The 18693-nt window shown below is 68.9% G+C and carries 19 protein-coding genes; 9 read left to right on the top strand and 10 right to left on the bottom strand.

The window, feature by feature from the left end; all coding sequences use genetic code 11:
- Window positions 1–204: 204 nt before the first annotated feature.
- Together pgeF and pepN are read right to left on the bottom strand one after the other, a co-directional pair.
- Window positions 205–975, bottom strand: coding sequence for a peptidoglycan editing factor PgeF (gene pgeF / locus V7Q48_RS15565; protein ID WP_333839408.1), 771 nt, complete (start codon window positions 973–975; stop codon window positions 205–207).
- 5 nt (window positions 976–980) lie between these two features.
- Window positions 981–3581 (bottom strand): aminopeptidase N, encoded by a 2601-nt coding sequence (gene pepN / locus V7Q48_RS15560; RefSeq protein WP_333839405.1) that lies wholly within the window; start codon window positions 3579–3581, stop codon window positions 981–983.
- Window positions 3582–3674: 93 nt separating this feature from the next.
- Here pepN and V7Q48_RS15555 point away from each other — a divergent pair, with 93 nt between their 5' ends.
- Window positions 3675–4538, top strand: coding sequence for an SDR family NAD(P)-dependent oxidoreductase (locus tag V7Q48_RS15555; RefSeq protein ID WP_333839402.1), 864 nt, complete (start codon window positions 3675–3677; stop codon window positions 4536–4538).
- On the opposite strand, the gene V7Q48_RS15550 is transcribed toward V7Q48_RS15555, so the two are convergent.
- Both V7Q48_RS15550 and V7Q48_RS15545 read right to left on the bottom strand, forming a co-directional pair.
- On the bottom strand, window positions 4448–5395 hold the full coding sequence (locus V7Q48_RS15550; protein WP_333839399.1) for a DMT family transporter: 948 nt from the start codon (window positions 5393–5395) through the stop codon (window positions 4448–4450). The two genes, V7Q48_RS15555 and V7Q48_RS15550, sit on opposite strands and share 91 nt — an antisense overlap.
- Before the next feature lie 8 nt (window positions 5396–5403).
- Window positions 5404–6420: a threonine aldolase family protein gene (locus V7Q48_RS15545; RefSeq protein ID WP_333839397.1), complete on the bottom strand. Its 1017-nt coding sequence runs from the start codon at window positions 6418–6420 to the stop codon at window positions 5404–5406.
- 98 nt (window positions 6421–6518) lie between these two features.
- Here V7Q48_RS15545 and V7Q48_RS15540 point away from each other — a divergent pair, with 98 nt between their 5' ends.
- The gene (locus tag V7Q48_RS15540; protein ID WP_333839395.1) at window positions 6519–6815 is read left to right on the top strand and encodes a GNAT family N-acetyltransferase; all 297 of its coding nucleotides are present in this window, start codon (window positions 6519–6521) and stop codon (window positions 6813–6815) included.
- A 25-nt stretch (window positions 6816–6840) separates the two neighbouring features.
- Here the strand turns inward: V7Q48_RS15540 and V7Q48_RS15535 are convergent, their stop codons facing one another.
- The 3 genes from V7Q48_RS15535 to V7Q48_RS15525 all read right to left on the bottom strand — a co-directional run bounded on the left by V7Q48_RS15535 (window position 6841) and on the right by V7Q48_RS15525 (window position 8948).
- Window positions 6841–7689 (bottom strand): metallophosphoesterase family protein, encoded by an 849-nt coding sequence (locus V7Q48_RS15535; protein ID WP_333839393.1) that lies wholly within the window; start codon window positions 7687–7689, stop codon window positions 6841–6843.
- Window positions 7690–7720: 31 nt separating this feature from the next.
- The gene (locus tag V7Q48_RS15530; RefSeq protein ID WP_333839391.1) at window positions 7721–8596 is read right to left on the bottom strand and encodes a diacylglycerol kinase family protein; all 876 of its coding nucleotides are present in this window, start codon (window positions 8594–8596) and stop codon (window positions 7721–7723) included.
- 85 nt (window positions 8597–8681) lie between these two features.
- On the bottom strand, window positions 8682–8948 hold the full coding sequence (locus V7Q48_RS15525) for a hypothetical protein (RefSeq protein ID WP_333839389.1): 267 nt from the start codon (window positions 8946–8948) through the stop codon (window positions 8682–8684).
- A gap of 415 nt (window positions 8949–9363) precedes the next feature.
- Between V7Q48_RS15525 and V7Q48_RS15520 the strand changes: the two genes are divergently transcribed.
- Entirely contained in the window at window positions 9364–9693 is a 330-nt protein-coding gene (locus tag V7Q48_RS15520) for a UrcA family protein (protein WP_333839387.1), read from the top strand.
- A gap of 179 nt (window positions 9694–9872) precedes the next feature.
- Here V7Q48_RS15520 and V7Q48_RS15515 read toward each other — a convergent pair whose 3' ends face one another.
- Window positions 9873–10358, bottom strand: a complete 486-nt coding sequence (locus V7Q48_RS15515) for a winged helix-turn-helix transcriptional regulator (RefSeq protein WP_333839385.1) — start codon at window positions 10356–10358, stop codon at window positions 9873–9875.
- Window positions 10359–10520: 162 nt separating this feature from the next.
- Here V7Q48_RS15515 and V7Q48_RS15510 point away from each other — a divergent pair, with 162 nt between their 5' ends.
- From V7Q48_RS15510 to V7Q48_RS15490, 5 genes are all read left to right on the top strand, one after another.
- A complete protein-coding gene (locus V7Q48_RS15510) occupies window positions 10521–11462 on the top strand; it encodes an SPFH domain-containing protein (RefSeq protein WP_333839382.1) in 942 nt (313 codons plus the stop codon).
- Window positions 11459–11905, top strand: coding sequence for an NfeD family protein (locus V7Q48_RS15505; RefSeq protein WP_333839379.1), 447 nt, complete (start codon window positions 11459–11461; stop codon window positions 11903–11905). Before V7Q48_RS15510 ends, V7Q48_RS15505 begins: the two co-directional genes overlap by 4 nt.
- Window positions 11906–11959: 54 nt before the next feature.
- The gene (gene msrB, locus V7Q48_RS15500) at window positions 11960–12358 is read left to right on the top strand and encodes a peptide-methionine (R)-S-oxide reductase MsrB (RefSeq protein WP_333839377.1); all 399 of its coding nucleotides are present in this window, start codon (window positions 11960–11962) and stop codon (window positions 12356–12358) included.
- A 142-nt stretch (window positions 12359–12500) separates the two neighbouring features.
- Entirely contained in the window at window positions 12501–14708 is a 2208-nt protein-coding gene (locus tag V7Q48_RS15495; protein WP_333839374.1) for a transglycosylase domain-containing protein, read from the top strand.
- Between the two features lie 315 nt (window positions 14709–15023).
- On the top strand, window positions 15024–15269 hold the full coding sequence (locus V7Q48_RS15490) for a hypothetical protein (RefSeq protein WP_333839372.1): 246 nt from the start codon (window positions 15024–15026) through the stop codon (window positions 15267–15269).
- Between the two features lie 71 nt (window positions 15270–15340).
- Here the strand turns inward: V7Q48_RS15490 and V7Q48_RS15485 are convergent, their stop codons facing one another.
- Both V7Q48_RS15485 and V7Q48_RS15480 read right to left on the bottom strand, forming a co-directional pair.
- On the bottom strand, window positions 15341–16663 hold the full coding sequence (locus tag V7Q48_RS15485; RefSeq protein WP_333839369.1) for a homoserine dehydrogenase: 1323 nt from the start codon (window positions 16661–16663) through the stop codon (window positions 15341–15343).
- Window positions 16664–16752: 89 nt separating this feature from the next.
- Entirely contained in the window at window positions 16753–17448 is a 696-nt protein-coding gene (locus V7Q48_RS15480; RefSeq protein ID WP_333839367.1) for a hypothetical protein, read from the bottom strand.
- 525 nt (window positions 17449–17973) lie between these two features.
- On the opposite strand from V7Q48_RS15480, the gene V7Q48_RS15475 reads away from it, so the two are divergent.
- Window positions 17974–18633: an energy transducer TonB gene (locus V7Q48_RS15475; RefSeq protein ID WP_442947151.1), complete on the top strand. Its 660-nt coding sequence runs from the start codon at window positions 17974–17976 to the stop codon at window positions 18631–18633.
- Window positions 18634–18693 lie beyond the last annotated feature (60 nt).

The following is an 18693-nucleotide window of genomic DNA, read 5'->3' as shown; positions in this document are numbered from 1 at the left end:
GGTGGGCTGGCGATGACGGCGTGCCCCCCGATCCTCCCTCCGCTTGCGGGGGGAGGTGGCCGCCGCAGGCGGTCGGAGGGGGGGAGGGGAAGCACACTTTCGTTGCCGCGAGAGGTGGAGATGGAACATTCCCTCCCCCAGCCCCTCCCGCAAGCGGGAAGGGAGAGTCTTGATCCAACCCCTCTCGCAAGCGGGTGAGGGATTTTAAGAGGGTTTTTGGCCCAAGCCGATCAGCGAGATCTCGCGGCCGTAGCCCGGTTCGCCGGCGTGCGTCGCGCGGCGGTACGAGAAGAAGCGGTCGGGCTGGCTGTAGGTGTCCTCGTCCAGCAGGCCGACCACGCCGACGCCCGCGTCGTGCAGCCGGGCGGCGACATAGGCGGGCAGGTCGAACCAGGCATGGCCCTCGCGGCCGGCGCGAAAGAAGCGTTCGTTGGCCGGGGCGGCTTCGAGGAAGCGGCGCTCGAAACTGGCGTCGACTTCGTAGCTCTTGCGCCCGATGCAGGGGCCGACGACGGCGGCGATGGCGCCCCGCTCGGCGCCGAGCGCTTCCATCGCCGCGATCGTGCGATCGGTCACGCCGTCGAACGCACCGCGCCAGCCGGCGTGGGCCGCGCCGATCACCCCGGCATGGGGATCATGGAACAGCACCGGCGCGCAATCCGCGGTCAGCACGCCCAGCAGCAGACCCGGCCGGTCGGTCACCAGCGCATCGGCGCGGGGGCGATCGGCCTCGGGCCAGCTTTCCGTGACGGTGACGACGTCGGCCGAATGGACCTGGTAGGCGCAGACCAGCGTGGCGCCGGGCAGCACCGCCTCGGCCGCGCGGCGGCGGTTCTCGGCGGTGGCGGCGGGATCGTCCTCGCTGCCCCAGCCGACGTTGAGCCCCGCGTGCAGCCCGGTCGAGACCCCGCCCCGGCGCCCGAGGAAGCCGTGCGCCGTGCCCGCCAGCGCCGGGTGCGTGAGGACCTCGACCATCGGCGTCAGTCTTCCAGGCTCTTGCTGACCTGTTCGCGCACATCGCGCGACAGCTTGGGGCTGGCGGCGATGCGTTCGAGTTCGCTGCGCATCATCGCCGCGCGGCCCGGTTCGATCCGGCGCCAGCGCCCCAGCGGCGCGACGAAGCGTGCAGCGACATTGGGGTTGATCGGGTCGAGCGCCAGGATCAGGTCGGTGATGAGGCGATAGCCCGCGCCATCGGCGGCATGGAACGCGTTCTGGTTGGCGGCGAAGGCCATGTAGAGCGCGCGCACGCGGTTGGGGTTGGTCAGCGTGAAGTCGGCGTGTTCGGCCAGCGCACGCACATGGTCGAGCGCGTCGGGGTGCAGCGCGCCGGCCTGCAGCGAGAACCACTTGTCTATCACCAGGCGGTTGTCGGCGAAGCGATCGTGGAAGTCGCGCAGCGCGGCGTCGCGCTCGGGGGTGTCGAGGCTGCACAGCACCATGAGCGCGCCCTGGCGGTCGGTCATGTTGTCGGCCGCGTTGTACTGCGCCTGTGCCCGCGCCGCGGTGCCGGCTGGATCGGCGGCGGCGAGATAGACCAGCGCCTGCGTCTTGAGCTTGCGGGCACCGCGCGCGGCGGCATCGAGGCTGAACGGCACGGCGCTGCAGCGGTCGTGGAGCGCGGCCCACTCGGCGGCAAGCGTCGCGCCGAGCCAGGCCTTGAGACCCTCGCGCTCGGCCCGCACCCGCGCCGGATCGACCGGGTTGAGCTGTTCGGCGAGGTAGCTTTCGCCCGGCAGCATGACGAGTTCGCCGCGCATCAGGTCGTCGAGCGCGGCATCGCCAAGGATCGCGGCCATGGCATCGCCGATCGCGGCGCGCCCTTGCGCGCGGCCCGCGTCGTCGAGCTTGTCCTCGACCGCCGCGACCAGATGCTGGACGACCAGCTGCTGCATCGCCTCGTAGCGGGCGAAGGGATCGTCGTCGTGCGCGGCGAGGAACACGAGGTCGGCGCCGCTCTGCGGGGCGACGATCGCGACGGGCGCCGAAAAGCCGCGGTTGATCGACAGCACCGGCGGGCGGGCATGGCCGCTGAAGGTGAAGCTCTGCTCCGTCTCGGTCAGCACCAGCAGCTCCTCGCCGCCGTGCGTGCCGGTTTCCGTATCGAACAGCGCGGTGCGCAGCGGGATCACCATCGGCTGCTTGACCGGCTGGCCCGGGGTGGGGGGCACGGTCTGGCGCAGCGTGAGCGTGACGGTGGCGCTGGCGGCATCGTGATCGAGCATGACGTCGACGCGCGGCGTGCCGGCCTGCTCGTACCAGCGGCGGAATTGCGTGAGGTCGAGACCCGCGCCGTCCTCGATCGCCTTGACGAAGTCCTCGCAGGTCGCGGCTTCGCCGTCGTGGCGGTCGAAGTAGAGGTCGGTGCCGGCGCGGAAGCGCTCGGGACCGGCCAGCACGGTCATCATGCGGATGACCTCGGCGCCCTTGTTATAGACCGTCGCTGTATAGAAGTTGCTGATCTCCTGGTAGGAATCAGGGCGGATCGGATGGGCGAGGGGACCTGAATCCTCGGGGAACTGGGCAGCGCGCAGGATGCGCACGTCCTCGATCCGCTTGACCGGGGCCGAGCCGCGATCGGCAGAGAACTGCTGGTCGCGCAGCACGGTGAAGCCTTCCTTGAGGCTCAGCTGGAACCAGTCGCGGCACGTCACGCGGTTGCCCGACCAGTTGTGGAAATATTCGTGCGCGACCACGCCCTCGACGCCGTCGTAGTCGCCGTCGGTGGCGGTTTCCGGGTCGGCGAGGATGTAGCGCGTGTTGAAGACGTTGAGGCCCTTGTTCTCCATCGCTCCGGCGTTGAAGTCCGACACCGCGACGATGTTGAACAGGTCGAGGTCGTACTCGCGGCCATAGGCTTCCTCGTCCCACGCCATCGAGGCGATGAGCGAGCGCATGGCATGGTCGGTGCGGGTCTCGTCGCCTTCGCGCACCCAGATGGCGAGGTCGACCTCGCGGCCCGAGCGGGTGGTGAAGGTGTCGCGCGTGGCGACGAGGTCGCCGGCGACGAGCGCGAAGAGGTACGAGGGCTTGGGCCAGGGATCGTGCCAGATCGCCCAATGCGCGCCGTCGTCGTCCTCGCCGCTGTCCATCGGGTTGCCGTTGGACAAGAGGATCGGGAAGCGCGCCTTGTCCGCGGTCATCGTCACGGTGTAGCGGCTGAGCACGTCGGGCCGGTCGGGGAAGAAGGTGATGCGGCGGAAGCCTTCCGCCTCGCACTGGGTGCACAGCAGCCCGCCCGAGGCATAGAGCCCCGAAAGCTGGGTATTGGCAGTGGGGTCGATGCGGGTCTCGACCGTGACCTGGTGAGCATCGCCCGGCAGGTCGACGACGAGTTCGCTGCCCTCCATGCGCCAGGCGTCGAACGGCTCGCCATCGAGCAGCACGCTCACCGCGGTCAGCCCGTCACCATCGAGCCGCAGCGGCCCGGTGCCCTGCCGTTCGACGTCGAGCGTGGCGGTCACCACCGTCTCGGTCGGGTCGAGCAGGAAATCGAGCGCGATATCGGGCACCAGCCACACGGGCGGCTGGTAATCGGCGCGATGGATCACGGCGGGCGGAGAGCTGATGGCGTCCTTCATGCCCCTGACTTAGGAAGCGACTGGCCTCGGGGCAATTGAGGATCTGCGAAAGCCGGCATAAGGCGGGCATTCTTTCTGGAAAGCGAGCGGGCGATGGAGCGGAGGAGCGGAACGACGGGCACGCTGTTCGTGTTCGGCATGGGCTACAGCGCCGGGGTGCTGGCCACGATGCTGCGCGGTGAAGGCTGGCGCGTCGAGGGTACGGGCCGGGGCGGCAGCGTCGATTTCGCCGATGCCGATGCGGTGCGCACAGCGCTGGCCCGCGCGACGCATGTCCTGTCCTCGGTGCCGCCGGCGCGCAGCGGGGGCGATCCCGTGCTCGAGGCCTATGGCGCCGACCTGGCAGCCTGGCGTGGAGGCTGGACCGGCTATCTCTCGTCCACCGGGGTCTATGGCGACGCGGGCGGCGCCTGGGTCGACGAGACCGCGCCGATCGGCGGCGGACGGCGCGGTGCACGGGCCGAGGCGGACCTTGCCTGGCAGGCGCTGCGCGGCGATGTGCGGGTGTTTCGCCTGCCCGGCATCTACGGGCCGGGGCGCAGCGTGCTCGACCGGCTGCGCGAGGGCTGCGCACACCGCGTCGACCAGCCGGGGCAGGTGTTCAGCCGCATCCACGTCGACGACATCGCCGGCGGGGTGATCGCCGGCATGGCGGGGCCGGCGGGGGTCTACAACCTCGCCGACGACGAGCCGGCGAGCCAGAACGTGGTGGTCGAGGAGGCGGCGCGGCTGCTCGGCCTAGAGCCCCCGCCCTTCGTGGCGGTCGAGACGCTGTCGCCGATGGCGCGCGCGTTCTATGCCGAGAATCGCCGCGTGGCGGCGGGCAAGGCACAGCGGGTGCTCGGCTGGCGGCCCCGCTATCCCACTTATCGCGAGGGGTTGCGCGCCCTCAGTGCGAGCACGAGGCCGAGCATCGCGATCGCGGCGCCCGATGCGGCCAGCGCCGACCAGCGATAGCCCTCGAACAGCGTGGACAGGGCCATGGCGATGACCGGTACCAGCACGCCGTTGTAGGCGGCGCGGCCCGGCCCCATCGTGCGGACCAGCCCGAAATAGAGCGGGAAGGTGAAGACCGAGCCGACGATGGCGAGATAGAACACCCCGGCGATGTAGGGCGCGCTCCAGTCGATGACCGGTGGGCCGGACAGGACCCGCGCGACGAGCGCATCGGCGAGCGCACCGATCGCCATGGCCCAGGCCAGCACCGTGGTGATCGGCCGGGCGCGCGCGGCCGGCGTCGCCTGCAACACGTTGGCGAACGAGGCGGAGCCGATCGCGCAGAGCGTGAACACGATGCCCAGGCCCGCCATGCGCCCCACCGGTGCCATGCGCACCTCGTGCAGCAGCAGCAGCGCGATGCCGGCCAGCGCCACCAGCGATCCGCCGATGAAGCCGCGGCTGACCGGCAGCTTGAGCACGGCGCGGCCGAGCAGCGCATTGGGCACCATCAGCATCGCGAACAGCACCGCGACGATACCCGAGGTGATGTATTGCTCCGCGCGGTAGACGAACTGGAAGTTCATCGTGAACTGCGCAATGCCGAGGCCGGCGGCGACCAGCCAGCCGGTGCGGTCGAGCCGCAGGCTGTCGCGGCGCGCTATGGCGAGCACGAACATGCCCACCGCCGCCACGACGAACCGCCAGCACGCCGACCAGGCCGGCGGCACCACGCCGAGCTGGGTCTTGATGACCAGCCAGGTCGAGCCCCAGATCAGCGCCACGGCGATGAACGGTACAATCACGCCGGCGCGCAGCAGGCTTTCGGGTGCGGCCTCCCCAGGTATGGTTGCGTCGGGTCTGGTCGCGGTGGACATAGTCGCGGTCAGAGCGCGGTGATCGCGCGCGCCAGCGCGGTGACGTGCGCCGGATCGCTGTTCCACGCCGTCACCAGCCGGGCCGCACCGGCGGCGCCCTCAGGCGCAGGCCAGTCGTAGAAATCGAAGCCGACGCTGCGCAGCGCGGTCTTTTCGGCATCGGACAGCAGCACGAACAGTTCGTTCGCCTCGACCGGGTGCATCAGCCGGCCGGCGCAGGCGCGCGCCAGTTCCTGCGCGGCGCTGTTGGCCATGCGCGCATTCTCGAGCCACAGGTCGCGGTCGAGCAGCGCGAGGATCTGCGCCGCGAGATAGCGGCCCTTGGACTGCAGGTGGCCCGCGCGCTTGCGGCGATAGCGGACCACGTCCGCCAACGCGGGATCGAAGAACACCATGGCCTCGGCGCTCATGCCGCCGTTCTTGACGAAACCGAAGGTCATCGCATCGACGCCTGCATCGACCGTGACCGCGCCCGGCGTGCAGCCGAGGAATGCGACGGCATTGGCGAAGCGGGCGCCGTCCATGTGCAGCCCAAGACCCCGCTGGCGCGCCAGCGCACCGATCGCGGCGACATCGGCCGGGCGATAGGCGCAGCCGTATTCGCTGGCCTGGGTGATCGAGATCGCATGCGGCTGGACCTGGTGGACATCGCGCCGGATCGGGGCGAGCACGGCGCTGATCGTCTCGGGGCTGAGCAGCGCGCCGTCGCCCTCGGCCAGGATCAGCTTGGCGCCATGGAGGTAGAACCCCGGCGCGCCGCCCTCGTCGACCTCGATATGCGCCTCGCGGTGGCAGACCACCGCGCCGTGCGGCGGCACCATGGCGGCGAGCGCGAGGCAATTGGCGGCAGTGCCGGTCGCCGCCCAGAGCGCGACGCAGGGGCGGCCGAACAGCGTGGAAAAGGCTTCGTCGAGCGCGCGGCTCAAGCTGTCTCCGTCATAGCCGAAATCGGGCACGTCGGCCGCGTGCAGCGCAGCCCAGACGCGCGGATGGACGGAGGCGACGTTGTCGGAGAAGAAGTGCATGGAAACGCCATGGCGGCAAGGCCGTTGTCGGGTCAACCACGTTCATGGCCCGCTACGCATGGTGCGCCACGCGGGCGGTGCGAAGAGGAGACGGGACTTTGACCGACACGATCACCATCAGCCACGAGGACCAGGGCAGCCACGGCGTCTATCACGCCAGGGTCGAGGGTGAGAGCGCCGAGGGCGTGCTGACCTGGCGCGAGGCGGCACCCGGCGTTGTGGCTGCGGATCACACCCTCGTGCCAGGCGCGATCGGCGGACGCGGCGTGGCGGCGCGGCTGGTCGATGCGCTGATCGACGATGCCCGCGCGCGCGACTGGAAGATCGTGCCCGCCTGCAGCTATGTCGCGGCGCAATTCCGCCGCCATCCCGAATGGGCCGATCTGCTGGCCTGATTGCCAGCCGCAATGACCCGCCGCGTCAGTGGACCGGCGGGTCGACCGCGGGCACGGCGGCGACTGGGGCCACGGGCTCGCCCGGCTGGCGCGGGGGCAGGGCGTTTTCGGGCACGTCGTCGATCTGCATCGCCGGTGTCGGCACGGCCTCGAGGTTGCGGACCGTCACTGCGATGTGGCCGTTCTCGATCGTCAGGTCGTTGAAGCTGGGCGGCGTGGAGCGCGTGCGCAGCGAGAGCGTGCCCGCGCCGATCATCCGCACCGGGCCGTTGGCCGTGGGATGGATAAGGTCGAAGGCATCGTGGACGTGACCCGACAGGACGCCCGCGACACCGCGCCGCGCGAGTTCGGCCAGCGCCTTGCCGCCGTTGCGGGTCAGGGCATTGCCCTTGGTACCCGCCTCGACCAGCGGATGATGGCAGGCCACCAGCGTGACCGTGCCGGCGGGAAGCGCATCGATCCGCGCCAGGCACTCGGCCAGCGCGCGCTCTCCGACGTGGCCCTTGGACCAGTTGAAGCGCCACTGCGCGCGCGCCGTGGTCTTGAGCGGGACGATGGCGATGCCGTCGATGTCGAGCGGGCGCTCGACCACATGCTCGATCGAGCGGAAGCGCCGGTAGGGATCGAGGAAGCGTTCGATCGGGTTGAAGTAGGGCAGGTCGTGATTGCCCACTTCCACCGTCACCGGCACCTTCAGGGCACTGATCCAGCGGCATGCGGCCGCGAATTCGTGGTGGCGTGCGCGCATCGTCAGGTCACCGGTGAGGGCGACGGCGTCGGGCTTTTCACGCTCGACGCAATCGACCAGCCACGCCAGCGCGCGGGGATCCTCGAGACCGAAGTGGATGTCGCTGATATGGAACAGGCGGGTCATGCCGGCCTCATCCCCGCTACCGCCGTGCCGGTCAAGCCGCGACCTCGGCCGCTGCAGCCTCGTCGGCGACGGTTGCGATGAAGTCGACGGGCACGGTCACGCAGGTGAATTCCTCGCGCTCGTGGCCGTCGTGGCGCTCGCCGTCGATCATCAACACGATCGGCTCCTCGCTGGTGCAGACCACGCGGTCGGCGGTGCCGAGCGGTTCGTGCGGGCCCTGGCGGAAGTCGCGCTTGACCAGCATCGACAAGCCGTGCGCGGCCACATCGCCCAGGTCCTCGGCGTGATAGCCGTCGAAGGTGAGGGTGCCGTCATCGGCGTCGAGCCGCACCGCACGATAGCCCTCGGGCTTGCCGCGTGCCGGTTCGGTCACGGTCACGCCGGCGCCGCTCGCGGTACGGCGCACCGCCTCGCCCAGCGCGGTGGCGATGGTGCCGAGATCCATGTCGCGCACGCCCTCGCGCACGTCCGCCCAGCTGGCGGCCGGGCCGGCCAGCACTTCGACCAGGGCCATTCCGGCCGATGTGGCGACGCCGGTGCGCTGGATGCGCCGCGCGGCACCCGTCTCGCCCAGGCGGCGTGCGATCGTGGGCGCGTCGACATCGCCGTGCAGCGACTTGGCGAGCAGGTTCTGGGTGCCGCCGGGAAAGACGAGGACCGCGCCGGACCAGCCATGCAACTCGGCGACCTGCGCATTGATCGTGCCGTCGCCGGTGAAGATCGCCAGCGTGGCGACGCCTGCCGCCTCGAGCCGGGCGCGCGTGGGCAGGTCCTCGTCGGGCAGGCGGATCACGCGCGCGGGGGCATCGCCCTGCTCGGCGAGGGCGGCGGTAAGCTCGGCGACGGCCGCTTCGGAATTGCTGCCGCTGGCCGGATTGACGACAAGCCAGAGTGGAATGGTGGTCATGGCGAAAGTCCTTCCGCCCGCCAAATGCGCAGCGCCGGTGCCTGTTCCCGGCGCCTTTTGGCCGGGGTCCTTACCTTGGGGCCAGTCAGACCCGCCCGGACAGGATCAGCCAGGCGGAGAAGCCGTTCATCATGCTGTAGAGGCCATAGCCGACCGCGCCCCACCCGAAACCCTGCGCCGTCAGCAGCATGCCTGCCACGAGCATCAGGTACTCGATCACCAGCGAGAAACGCTGGTTCATCGCCTTGAGCACCGGTGGCATCGCCCGGAGCACCGGGTGATTGCACGCCATCACCGCGCGATTGAGCGCGAAGTTGACGATGCCCAGAACGAAGATGACCGCGACCGCCATGATCGCCTCATTAGTGCGCCTTTGTTGCCGGCGCGCAAAGGCCATGCTGCGCAATGATCCGCAATGGCGACGAACCGCTGGCGTTGCGCGATCCGCGCGATGCCGTTCGTGCGTGGGTTGGCCATACCGCAGGCAGGATCGGGCGAGTCGCGCCGACAAACGACCGGCGCCCGTCACTGAACGGGCGGGGATGGTCGTTCGTCGGGGGCAGGCGGACTTGGTCGGTCGGGCGCGATGGCTGGTCGAGCGTGGCGCGCCGGGCCGGGCGGATCGGGGTAGATCAGGGACATAGCCGGGATGGACCCGGAACTGATGCTTAGAACCGCAACATTGTCTCCACCCTGCCGCCGTTGCCCACCATTCCCCCGCCTGGCCATCAGGCCATCCTTCGCCCACCACCGAAAGGAACGCCCCCATGTTTGACGCCCGCAAGATCGCTCTCGCTCTCGCTCCCCTCTGCGCCGCGGCCGCCGTGCCGGCCTTCGCGCAGGCTGCGCCCCAGGATGCCAGCTACACCGTGACCCGCGTCCCGGTCAGCCTCGCCGACCTCGACCTCGGCACGGTCAAGGGCCGCACCGTCGCCGACCAGCGCGTCCGGATGGCCGCGCGCAGCGCCTGCGCCATCGGCACCGAACGCCTGACGCTGGGTGAATCCCGCGATGCCCAGGCCTGTTTCCGCGGCGCGCTGCGCCAGGGCAAGGTCCAGGTCGCGCTGGCCCGTGAACAGGTCCTCGCCAGCCGCTGAGTTCCTGAACGAACCTGAACGGATGCGTTTTCGTGCCGTTCAGATTGACAGGCCCAGACAAGCACTTGCCGCACGCGCAGTCCCCCGTGCGGAAAGCGGGGCAGGGTCGCCGTTTCCACCGGCGATCCTGCCCCGAAGTCTTTTTACCTTGGTAGAAAACGAGACGTCCGGCGCGGCGCTCAGGCCACCTGCGTCTCGGCCGCTTTGCGCGATGCGGCGATTTCGCTCTGGCTGCGCCACACCAGGTCCTGCACCCCCAGCAAGCGCCCGTCGTGCGCACGGATCAGGATCGGCGCGATCGGCTGTCCGTCGCGCTCGTCGCACAGCACCTGGTCGGGGCACAGTGTGCTGCCCCACTTCTCGCCCCACTGGCGCAGCGCCAGCATTGCAGGGAGCAGGTCATAGCCCTTGGCTGTCAGGCGATATTCCACGCGGCGGCGGTCATCCGCACAAGGATCGCGCGCCAGAATGCCGTGATCGACCAGCCGGGCAAGCCGATTGGAGAGGATGTTGCGCGCGATGCCGAGCAGCGTGAGGAAATCCTCGAAGTGGCACACATTGTTGAACGCCGCGCGCAGGATCATGAACGACCAGCGCTCGCCCATGACTTCGAGTGCGACGGGCAGGCCGCACTGCGCAAGATCGCAGGAAGTGTCTTTCATCATGTGCATCGACCCATTGGCAATTCTTGACGGTATCAGCTTTTTCACGAAACTGCTGTATCAAATGTGATGGTCCATAACGGCCGAAAACGGATGGTGGTCCTGCGGCCGGTGATGTCCACGATGATGTCATCGCCCCGTGGGGCCTGACAAAGGGGGTGCCCGATGGGCGGTGTTCTGATTCTGCTGGTCGGTCTCGTGGTGGTCTATGTCGTGACCGGAGTCCGCGTGGTCCGCCAGGGCTATGTCTATACGATCGAACGACTCGGCAAATACACCATCACGGCACAACCGGGGCTGAACCTGATCGTCCCGTTCGTCGATCGCGTCGGCCACAAGGTCAACATGATGGAGCAGGTGCTCGACATCCCGGGCCAGGAAATCATCACGCGCGACAACGCGATGGTCGGCGTCGACGCAATCGTGTTCTTCCAGGTGCTCGACGCGGCCAAGGCGGCCTACGAGGTATCGAACCTCTATCTCGCGGTGAGCCAGCTGACGACGACCAACCTGCGCACCGTCATGGGATCGATGGACCTCGACGAGACGCTGTCGCGCCGCGACGACATCAATGCCCGGCTGCTGACCGTGGTGGACCACGCCACCTCGCCGTGGGGCCTCAAGATTACCCGCGTCGAGATCAAGGACATCCGCCCGCCGGCCGACATCTCCAATGCCATGGCCCGCCAGATGAAGGCCGAGCGCGAGAAGCGCGCGCAGGTGCTCGAGGCCGAGGGGCTGCGCGCCTCGGAGATCCTGCGCGCCGAAGGGCAGAAGCAGGCGCAGATCCTCGAGGCCGAAGGCCGGCGCGAGGCCGCGTTCCGCGATGCCGAGGCCCGCGAGCGCGCCGCCGAGGCCGAGGCCCGCGCCACGCAGGTGGTGAGCGAGGCGATCGCCAGTTCGGGCACGCAGGCGCTCAATTACTTCGTCGCGCAGAAATACGTCGAGGCGGTGCAGCAGTTCGCCACCTCGCCCAACGCCAAGACCATCCTCTTCCCGGTGGAAGCGACGCAGCTGATCGGCACGCTGGGCGGGATCGGCGAGCTGATCCGTGATGGCGTGGCCGGGGGAACCAAGGATGGCGGCAAGCCGGCGGGAAGGGCGTGAGCACGATCCTGTCCTGGCCGCCGCTGTGGCTCTGGGCTGCGGCGGGTCTCGTACTGGCCATCGCCGAGATGCTGGTGCCGGGGTATTTCCTGATCTGGCTCGCTGCGGCGGCGCTGGCGACCGCGCTGCTGACCGGCGCACTGGGACTGGGGCTCGAAGCGGGTGCCGTGACCTTCGCCGTGCTGGCACTGGCGGCGGTCGCGGCCGGGCGCGCGGTCATGGCGCGGCGCGGCGGCGCGGGGGGCGAGCAGTCGCTCAACAATCGCGCGGCGCAGGTCGTCGGGCAGGCCGTCGTGGTCACCCAGGCCATCAGCGAAGGGCAGGGGCGGGTGCGGCTGGGCGACAGCGAGTGGTTGGCGCGGGGCAGCGATGCACCCGTCGGCACGAGCATGCGGGTCACCGCACTCGAGGGTACCGTGCTTGTTGTCGCGCGCGATCACTGACCCCATATCCCCCCGGCAAAGAACTGCCCCCACAGGGGCGGCCGGGAGAATTCCATGACCGACAAGCTGAACCTGACCGATGCCGAATGGCGCGAGCGCCTGACCCCCGAGCAGTACCAGATCCTGCGCCAGGCGGGGACCGAGCGTGCCTTCACCGGCAAGTACGACAAGAACAAGGCGCTGGGCGACTACACCTGCGCGGGCTGCGGGCAGCCGCTGTTCACCTCCGCCACCAAGTTCGATAGCGGCTGCGGCTGGCCGAGCTTCACGCATCCGGTCGACGAGACTGCAGTCGACGAGCACCGCGACACCTCGCACGGCATGGTCCGCACCGAAGTGCGCTGTGCGCGCTGCGACGGACACCTCGGGCACGTGTTCCCCGATGGCCCCGCGCCGACCGGCCTGCGCTATTGCATGAACAGCGCCGCGCTCGACTTCACGCCGGAGGATTGATCGGCTAGGGCTGCGCCAAGGCAGGCGCCCTGACGCGGCCCGGCACCGTCATTAACCCTGCGTTACAAATCGCCGGGGCAAGGGCGCGTGGCCCCAACCCCGGCGCAGTTCAGCGCCCAATTCAGGAAGCCGGTTACCACCGATGGCCAGACGGGATGTGCCCCGCCGCTCGCAGGACGGCGAAAGCTCCGCGCAGCACCGCCGCGAATCGTCCATGCTCGGCCGCTGGGTCCGGCGCATCCTGGTGTGGGGCGCAGGCCTGGCGCTGCTGCTGGCGCTGGTCATCACCGGTGCCGTGCTGGTCACGGCGCGCTCGCTGCCCGACTATGATCGCCTGAAGTCGAGCCAGGCCGGCCAGATGGTGGTCGTCCGCGCCAACGACGGCTCGGAGATCGTCACGCTCGGGCCCAGCTACGGCAAGTGGATCCCCTATAGCCGCATCCCCCAGCCGATGAAGGATGCGCTCGTCTCGGTCGAGGACCGTCGCTTCCGCGAGCACTGGGGCGTCGACCCCGTGGGGATCGTGCGCTCGGTGATGGTGCGCGCGCAGAGCGGACGCTGGCGGCAGGGCGGCTCGACGATCACGCAGCAGCTCGCGCGCAACATCTTCCTCAACAACAGCCGCACCTTCGATCGCAAGATCCGCGAGGCGATCCTGGCGCTGGCGCTCGAGAGCAAGTTCTCCAAGAACCAGATCCTCGAGCTCTACCTTAACAAGGTCTATTTCGGGGGCGGCGCCTATGGCGTCGATTCCGCCGCGCGCAAGTTCTTCGGCCACCCCGGCGACCAGCTCTCGCTGGGCGAGGCGGCGATCATCGCCGGCCTGGTCAAGGCGCCCTCGCACTATTCGCCCACGGCCGACGCGCAGGCCGCGGTCGATCGCGCCAAGGTCGTGCTCGACACCATGGTCGATGCCGGCACGCTGACCCCGGCCGAGGCCGCCGACGTGAACCTCAAGGCAGTGAAGCTCGCCGCCGAGCAAGGCCAGAACTCGGCACGCTACTTCACCGACTGGGTCCTGCCGCAGCTCGACGTGCTGCTGCCCGACAACGACCAGCCGATCGAGATCTGGACCACGCTCGACCCCTCGTCGCAGCGCGCCGCGACCGATGCAATCGCCAGCCAGGTGCCCAAGGGCGCGCAGGGCGCGATGGTCAGCATGGATCGCGACGGCGCCGTGCTGGCGATGGTCGGCGGTACCGATTACGTGACCTCGAACTACAACCGTGCAACCAACGCGATGCGCCAGCCCGGCTCGGCGTGGAAGCTGTTCGTCTATCTCGCCGCGCTCGAACGCGGCTATCGCCCCGAAGACCGCGTGGTCGACGAGCCGGTGACGATCAACGGCTGGAGCCCGCGCAACTCGGGCGGCAGCTACGCCGGCCAGATCGACGTGCGCACCGCCTTCGCCTATTCCAAGAACACCGTCGCGGCACAGCTCGGCAATGAAGTGGGCTTCGGCGCGGTCGCCAACATGGCGCGCCGTTTCGGCATCACCACGCCGATCAACACACTGCCCTCGATGGTGCTGGGCACCAGCGACGTGCGCGTGATCGACATGGTGCGCGCCTTCGCCTCGGTCGAGGCCAAGGGCAAGCTCGTCACGCCTTACGGCATCCGCAAGATCACCACGACCGACGGCGAGGTGCTCTACAGCCATCGCCCCGATCCGCAGCAGCAGCTGGTGCCCGACTACGTCGCGGCCGAGATCACCGATCTCCTGCAGACGGCGGTCAACATCGGCACCGGCCGCGCCGCGCAGATCGGCCGACCGGTGGCGGGCAAGACCGGTACGACCAGCTCGAACAAGGACGGCTGGTTCCTCGGCTTCTCTTCGGGCGTGACCACCGGCGTGTGGATGGGCCGCGACGATGCGCGCCCCGTGCCCGGGCTTCAGGGCGGCACGGCGCCGGCGCGCGCCTTCGCCTCGGCGATGCGGGTGATGACCGCCAAGCGTCCGGTCGAGCAGTTTGATACCCAGCTCAAGCTGCCCGACTGGCAGTTGGAGCCCGACGACGAGGCGCTGCTCAACAACCCCGACGACTATTACTACACCGACGAGAACGGCAACGTCGTCGACGGGCAGCAGGGCGACGGGCTGGGCGGCTATGGCCCCGGGTCGAACGGACAAGGCCCCGGCGGTCGCGGGCCGCAGGGTCGCACCCCCGACGATGCCATCCCGGTGGACCAGGACGGGCTGGGCACCGGCCCCGTCGGGCCGCGCAACGGCCAGAGCCGCAATGCGCCCTCGGCGGCGAGCGACGACCTGCTCGACCGCGCCACGGGCCGCAGCCGTCCGCCGCGGCAGCAGCCGCAGGACCGCCGGGCGCAGGACTGGCAGGGTTATTGACGGATAGATTGCCGCCCTCCTGGTCCTCACCCGTCATTCCCGCGAAGGCGGGAATCTAGTGATGTTCCGGCACCTTATCACGCAAGCTGGGTTCCCGCTTGCGCGGGAATGACGAAGTTGATGGTGTGAGGAGTGGTACCTGGCCCCTGCGCACCGAGTGCGTAACGGGGCAGGTTTGACCGCCGTACGGCCCCTGCCGGGGATGGCGTCTCGGCCGACATTTTAAAATAGGACAGGGGCGCGAACCAATCGCGCCCCTGATCGTTTGGCTCTCTGTGTCTGGTGCCCGATGGGCGCCGCTATGGAGCAGGAACGATGGGACTTTTTCGATTGGCGGCAACGGCCGCCACTGGCTACGCCCTCTACCGCATGTTCCGCCAGAAGCAGGCGGACCCGCAATCCCCGGCCGCCTTTGCCGCGGGCGACGTGCCCGGCGACAACTTCGCCAAGGTGCGTTCGGCCGGCAGTGAATCGATGGCTTCGGACTCGCCCAAGTGGGACAAGCAGGACCACGTGGTCGATGAAAGCTTCCCGGCCAGCGATCCGCCGGCGACCTACTAAGGGTCAGCCAGCTTCAGATTTCTAAACAGGGGCGGGCATCGCGGCACACAGGTCGCGATGCCCGCCTTTCTTCATTCCTCGAGGATCGGCAGGACCACCGGCGGCTCGGTCAGGCACGGGGAATCGCACAGCAGTGCCATGGCACGGCCGATTGCGCTTTCCGGGCCGTCGTGGGTGACCATGTGGACCAGCACGGTATCGGCATCGCCCGCGACAGCGCCGGGCGTGCCCTTCTGGATCAGGCTCTCGATCGAGACCCCGGCATCGCGCATCGCGGCGGTGATCTCGGCGAGGGCGCCGGGCCGGTCGGCCACGTTGAAGCGGATATAGGCGCTGCCGATGCGATTGCCGGTCTCGGCCGGCGGCGCCTCGCCCAGTTCGGCGACGGGGATCGAGAACGGCGCGCCGATGTCGCCGCGCGCGATGTCGATCAGATCGGCGACGACCGCGCTGGCCGTCGGCCCGTCACCGGCGCCGGCGCCCTGGAACAGCAGGCGGCCCACGAAATTGCCTTCGGCCACGACGGCGTTGGTCGCGCCGTCGACATGGGCGAGCGGGTGATCGCGGTGGACCAGGTGAGGCTGCACCCGCTGCACGAGGCGGCGCTGGCCACCGGCGTCGACTTCGGTATCGGCCATGCCAATCAGGCGGATGTAATAGCCCAGCGCATCGGCCTGAGCGATGTCGGCGGCGAGCAGGCGGCGGATGCCGCGCGTGGTCACGGCCTTGAAGTCGATCCGCGTGCCAAACGCGACGCTCGACAGGATCGACAGCTTGTGCGCGGCGTCGATGCCGTCGATGTCGAAGGTCGGGTCGGCCTCGGCGTAGCCCTTGGCCTGCGCCTCGGCGAGCACGTCGGCGAAATCCCGGCCCGTGTCCTCCATCGTCGAGAGGATGTAATTGCAGGTGCCGTTGAGGATCCCGTAGACGCGCTGGATCTCGTTGGCGGCAACGCCTTCCTTCAGTCCCTTGATCACCGGAATGCCGCCGGCGACCGCCGCCTCGAACTTGAGTGCGGCATCGGCTTTCTCGGCCAGCGCGGCCAGTTCGAGGCCGTGGTGCGCGATCATCGCCTTGTTGGCGGTGACCAGGTCCTTGCCCGCGGCCAGGGTGTTGCGCGCCAGCGTCAGCGCCGGGCCGTCGGAGCCACCCACCAGCTCGACGACCACGTCCACGTCATCGCGGCCGGCCATGCCGGTCATGTCGTCTTCCCAGGCATAGCGCGACAGATCGACGCCGCGATCCTTGCTGCGGTCGCGCGCGGCGACGGCGACGATCTCGATGCGCCGCTCGGCCCGGCGGGCGATCAGGTCGGCGTTGGTCTCGATCAGCCGGATGACGCCGCCGCCGACGGTGCCGAGGCCGGCGAGTGCGATGCGCAAGGGTTCGCTCATGAGAATTCCAGTATTGCCTGTCGAAGTTACGGGGCTTTCGCCAGCCCCTAGGCGAATTGAACGATCATTGCCAGACTTGGCATCAAATCTTAGCGACTGTTGCGCGTTCGCGTGCAGCGACCCAGATCGCGCATCACTTGCGCATAGTCCTCGGCGGCGATGCGGCGATCCTCGGGCGTGCCGCTGATCAGGCTGCGCGGCGGCAGGCTCGCCGGCAATCCGCAGGCCAGGCGATACCAGGCCATGGTGTCGGGGCGCGGCGGACGGGCCGACTGGTCGACGATCTCCGAGAAGCTCACGCCCCACACGGTCGGCTCGCCGGGGCGGCGCACGATCGAGATGGCACCCGGCTTGCCGTCGGGCGTGGCGAGGAACACCTGCGTCTCGCCCTCGCCGGCGAGGTTGCCGGGCACGTGCATCGCCTCGCGCACCCCGGTCACGCGCGGCGGGAGCGCGGGATTGACCAGTTCGGTCAGGATCGGGCGAACCCGCGTCTCCAGTTCGGGCGACCAAGGCAGCATGGCATCGGGCGCGACGAGCTTGATCATGTCGGGGCGCCCGGCCACCGGGACGCCGAGCAGAAGCACGATCTGCTTCTTGAGCTTGGGCGCCTTGCCGCGGGCATCGAGCGGGACGTCGGCGAGGAACTGCAGCATCGGCGAAACGTCGGGACCGACCAGCAAAGATTGGGTCTGGGCCGTCAGCAACAGGCGCACGCGGCCGGGGGCGACACCGGCGTTGAGTTCGGGGGCGAGGTTCTCCTGCCGCGTAATGACTGCACGCACGACGACCCGCGCGGGCAAGGAAAGGTCGACAAGATCGGCGTAGGTCAACCCATTGTTGTCAACGGCTCGAATCGTCGAATCCATCGGTTGGGCGTGAACAGGGTTCGAAATGCAGGCGAATGCCAGGGTGGCTGCGACAAAATTTCGCATCGACCGTGCAGTTTTGGGCATATTCGTCCTTCCCAGCGGCGGGGCGCCGCAAATTTCCTAACAATTCCTTGCGAATGCGGGACGCACGGCTGAATCGGGGGTTAACCGATAAAGCAATTGCGTACCCCTCGGTTCGGCGTTAATGCTCCGGGACGTTCGGGCAAAGAAAAAACCAGGCTCGAACTTGTGCCGCTGCCGGTCCCTCTGCGTCCGATGTCGGCGGTCCGGGTTGTTCGGCAGGGTGGAATAAAATCGCTGGATTGTCTCGTCGGCCGGAACGGTGATTCCGGACGTCGGTCCTTTCCGGGCGCGATAGGTGTTGCCATACGGCGATGCGTCGGGTCTGGTCCGGACGTTCAGGAGTAATGGAGCTGAATGGCATACGCTGACCAACAGATGAGCGGTAACAAGATCACCGCGCTCATCATCGTTGCTGTTCTTCATGTCGTCGTGGGGTATGCGCTGGTCACCGGCCTTGCCTACTCGGCGTTCAAGAAGATCAAGGACGTGACCACCGCGGTCAAGATCGAGGAAGAAAAGCCGAAGGAGCCGCCGCCGCCGCCCCCGAAGCAGCCCGATCAGCCGCCCCCGCCGATCGTCGCGCCGCCGCCGCCGATCACGTTCAACGCGCCTGCGCCGCAAGTGCAGACGGTGAACACGCCGCCGCCGGTCGTTGCACCGCCGGCTCCCGTGGTTCTGCCGCCCGCTCCCGCTGCGCCGCCGCCGCCGGCTCCGCCGCCGCCGGTTCCTGGCACGCCCAAGGGCAATCCGGGCAGCTGGGTGACGACGAACGACTATCCGTCGCGGGCCCTGCGCGAAGAGCGCACCGGCACCACCGGTTTCCGTCTGGAATACGACGCGACCGGCAAGCCGACCAACTGCACCATCACGCGCTCGTCGGGCAGTCCTGACCTTGACGATGCGACCTGCCAGAACCTGATGCGCCGTGCGCGCTTCAAGCCCGGCACGCGTGACGGCCAGCCCGTCGGTAGTGTTTACAGCAGTTCGGTGCGCTGGGAGATCCCGAAGGACTGATGTCCTTCGCTTCCCAGGACGCCTTTTCGTCCTCAGCAGCTCTTTTGCACTTGCTATCGA

The sequence above is a fragment of the Novosphingobium sp. genome (assembly GCF_036803765.1).
GTDB lineage: Bacteria > Pseudomonadota > Alphaproteobacteria > Sphingomonadales > Sphingomonadaceae > Novosphingobium.
Note: the sequence above shows the minus strand (reverse complement) of the source record. Positions and strands in the feature narration are given on the sequence as shown.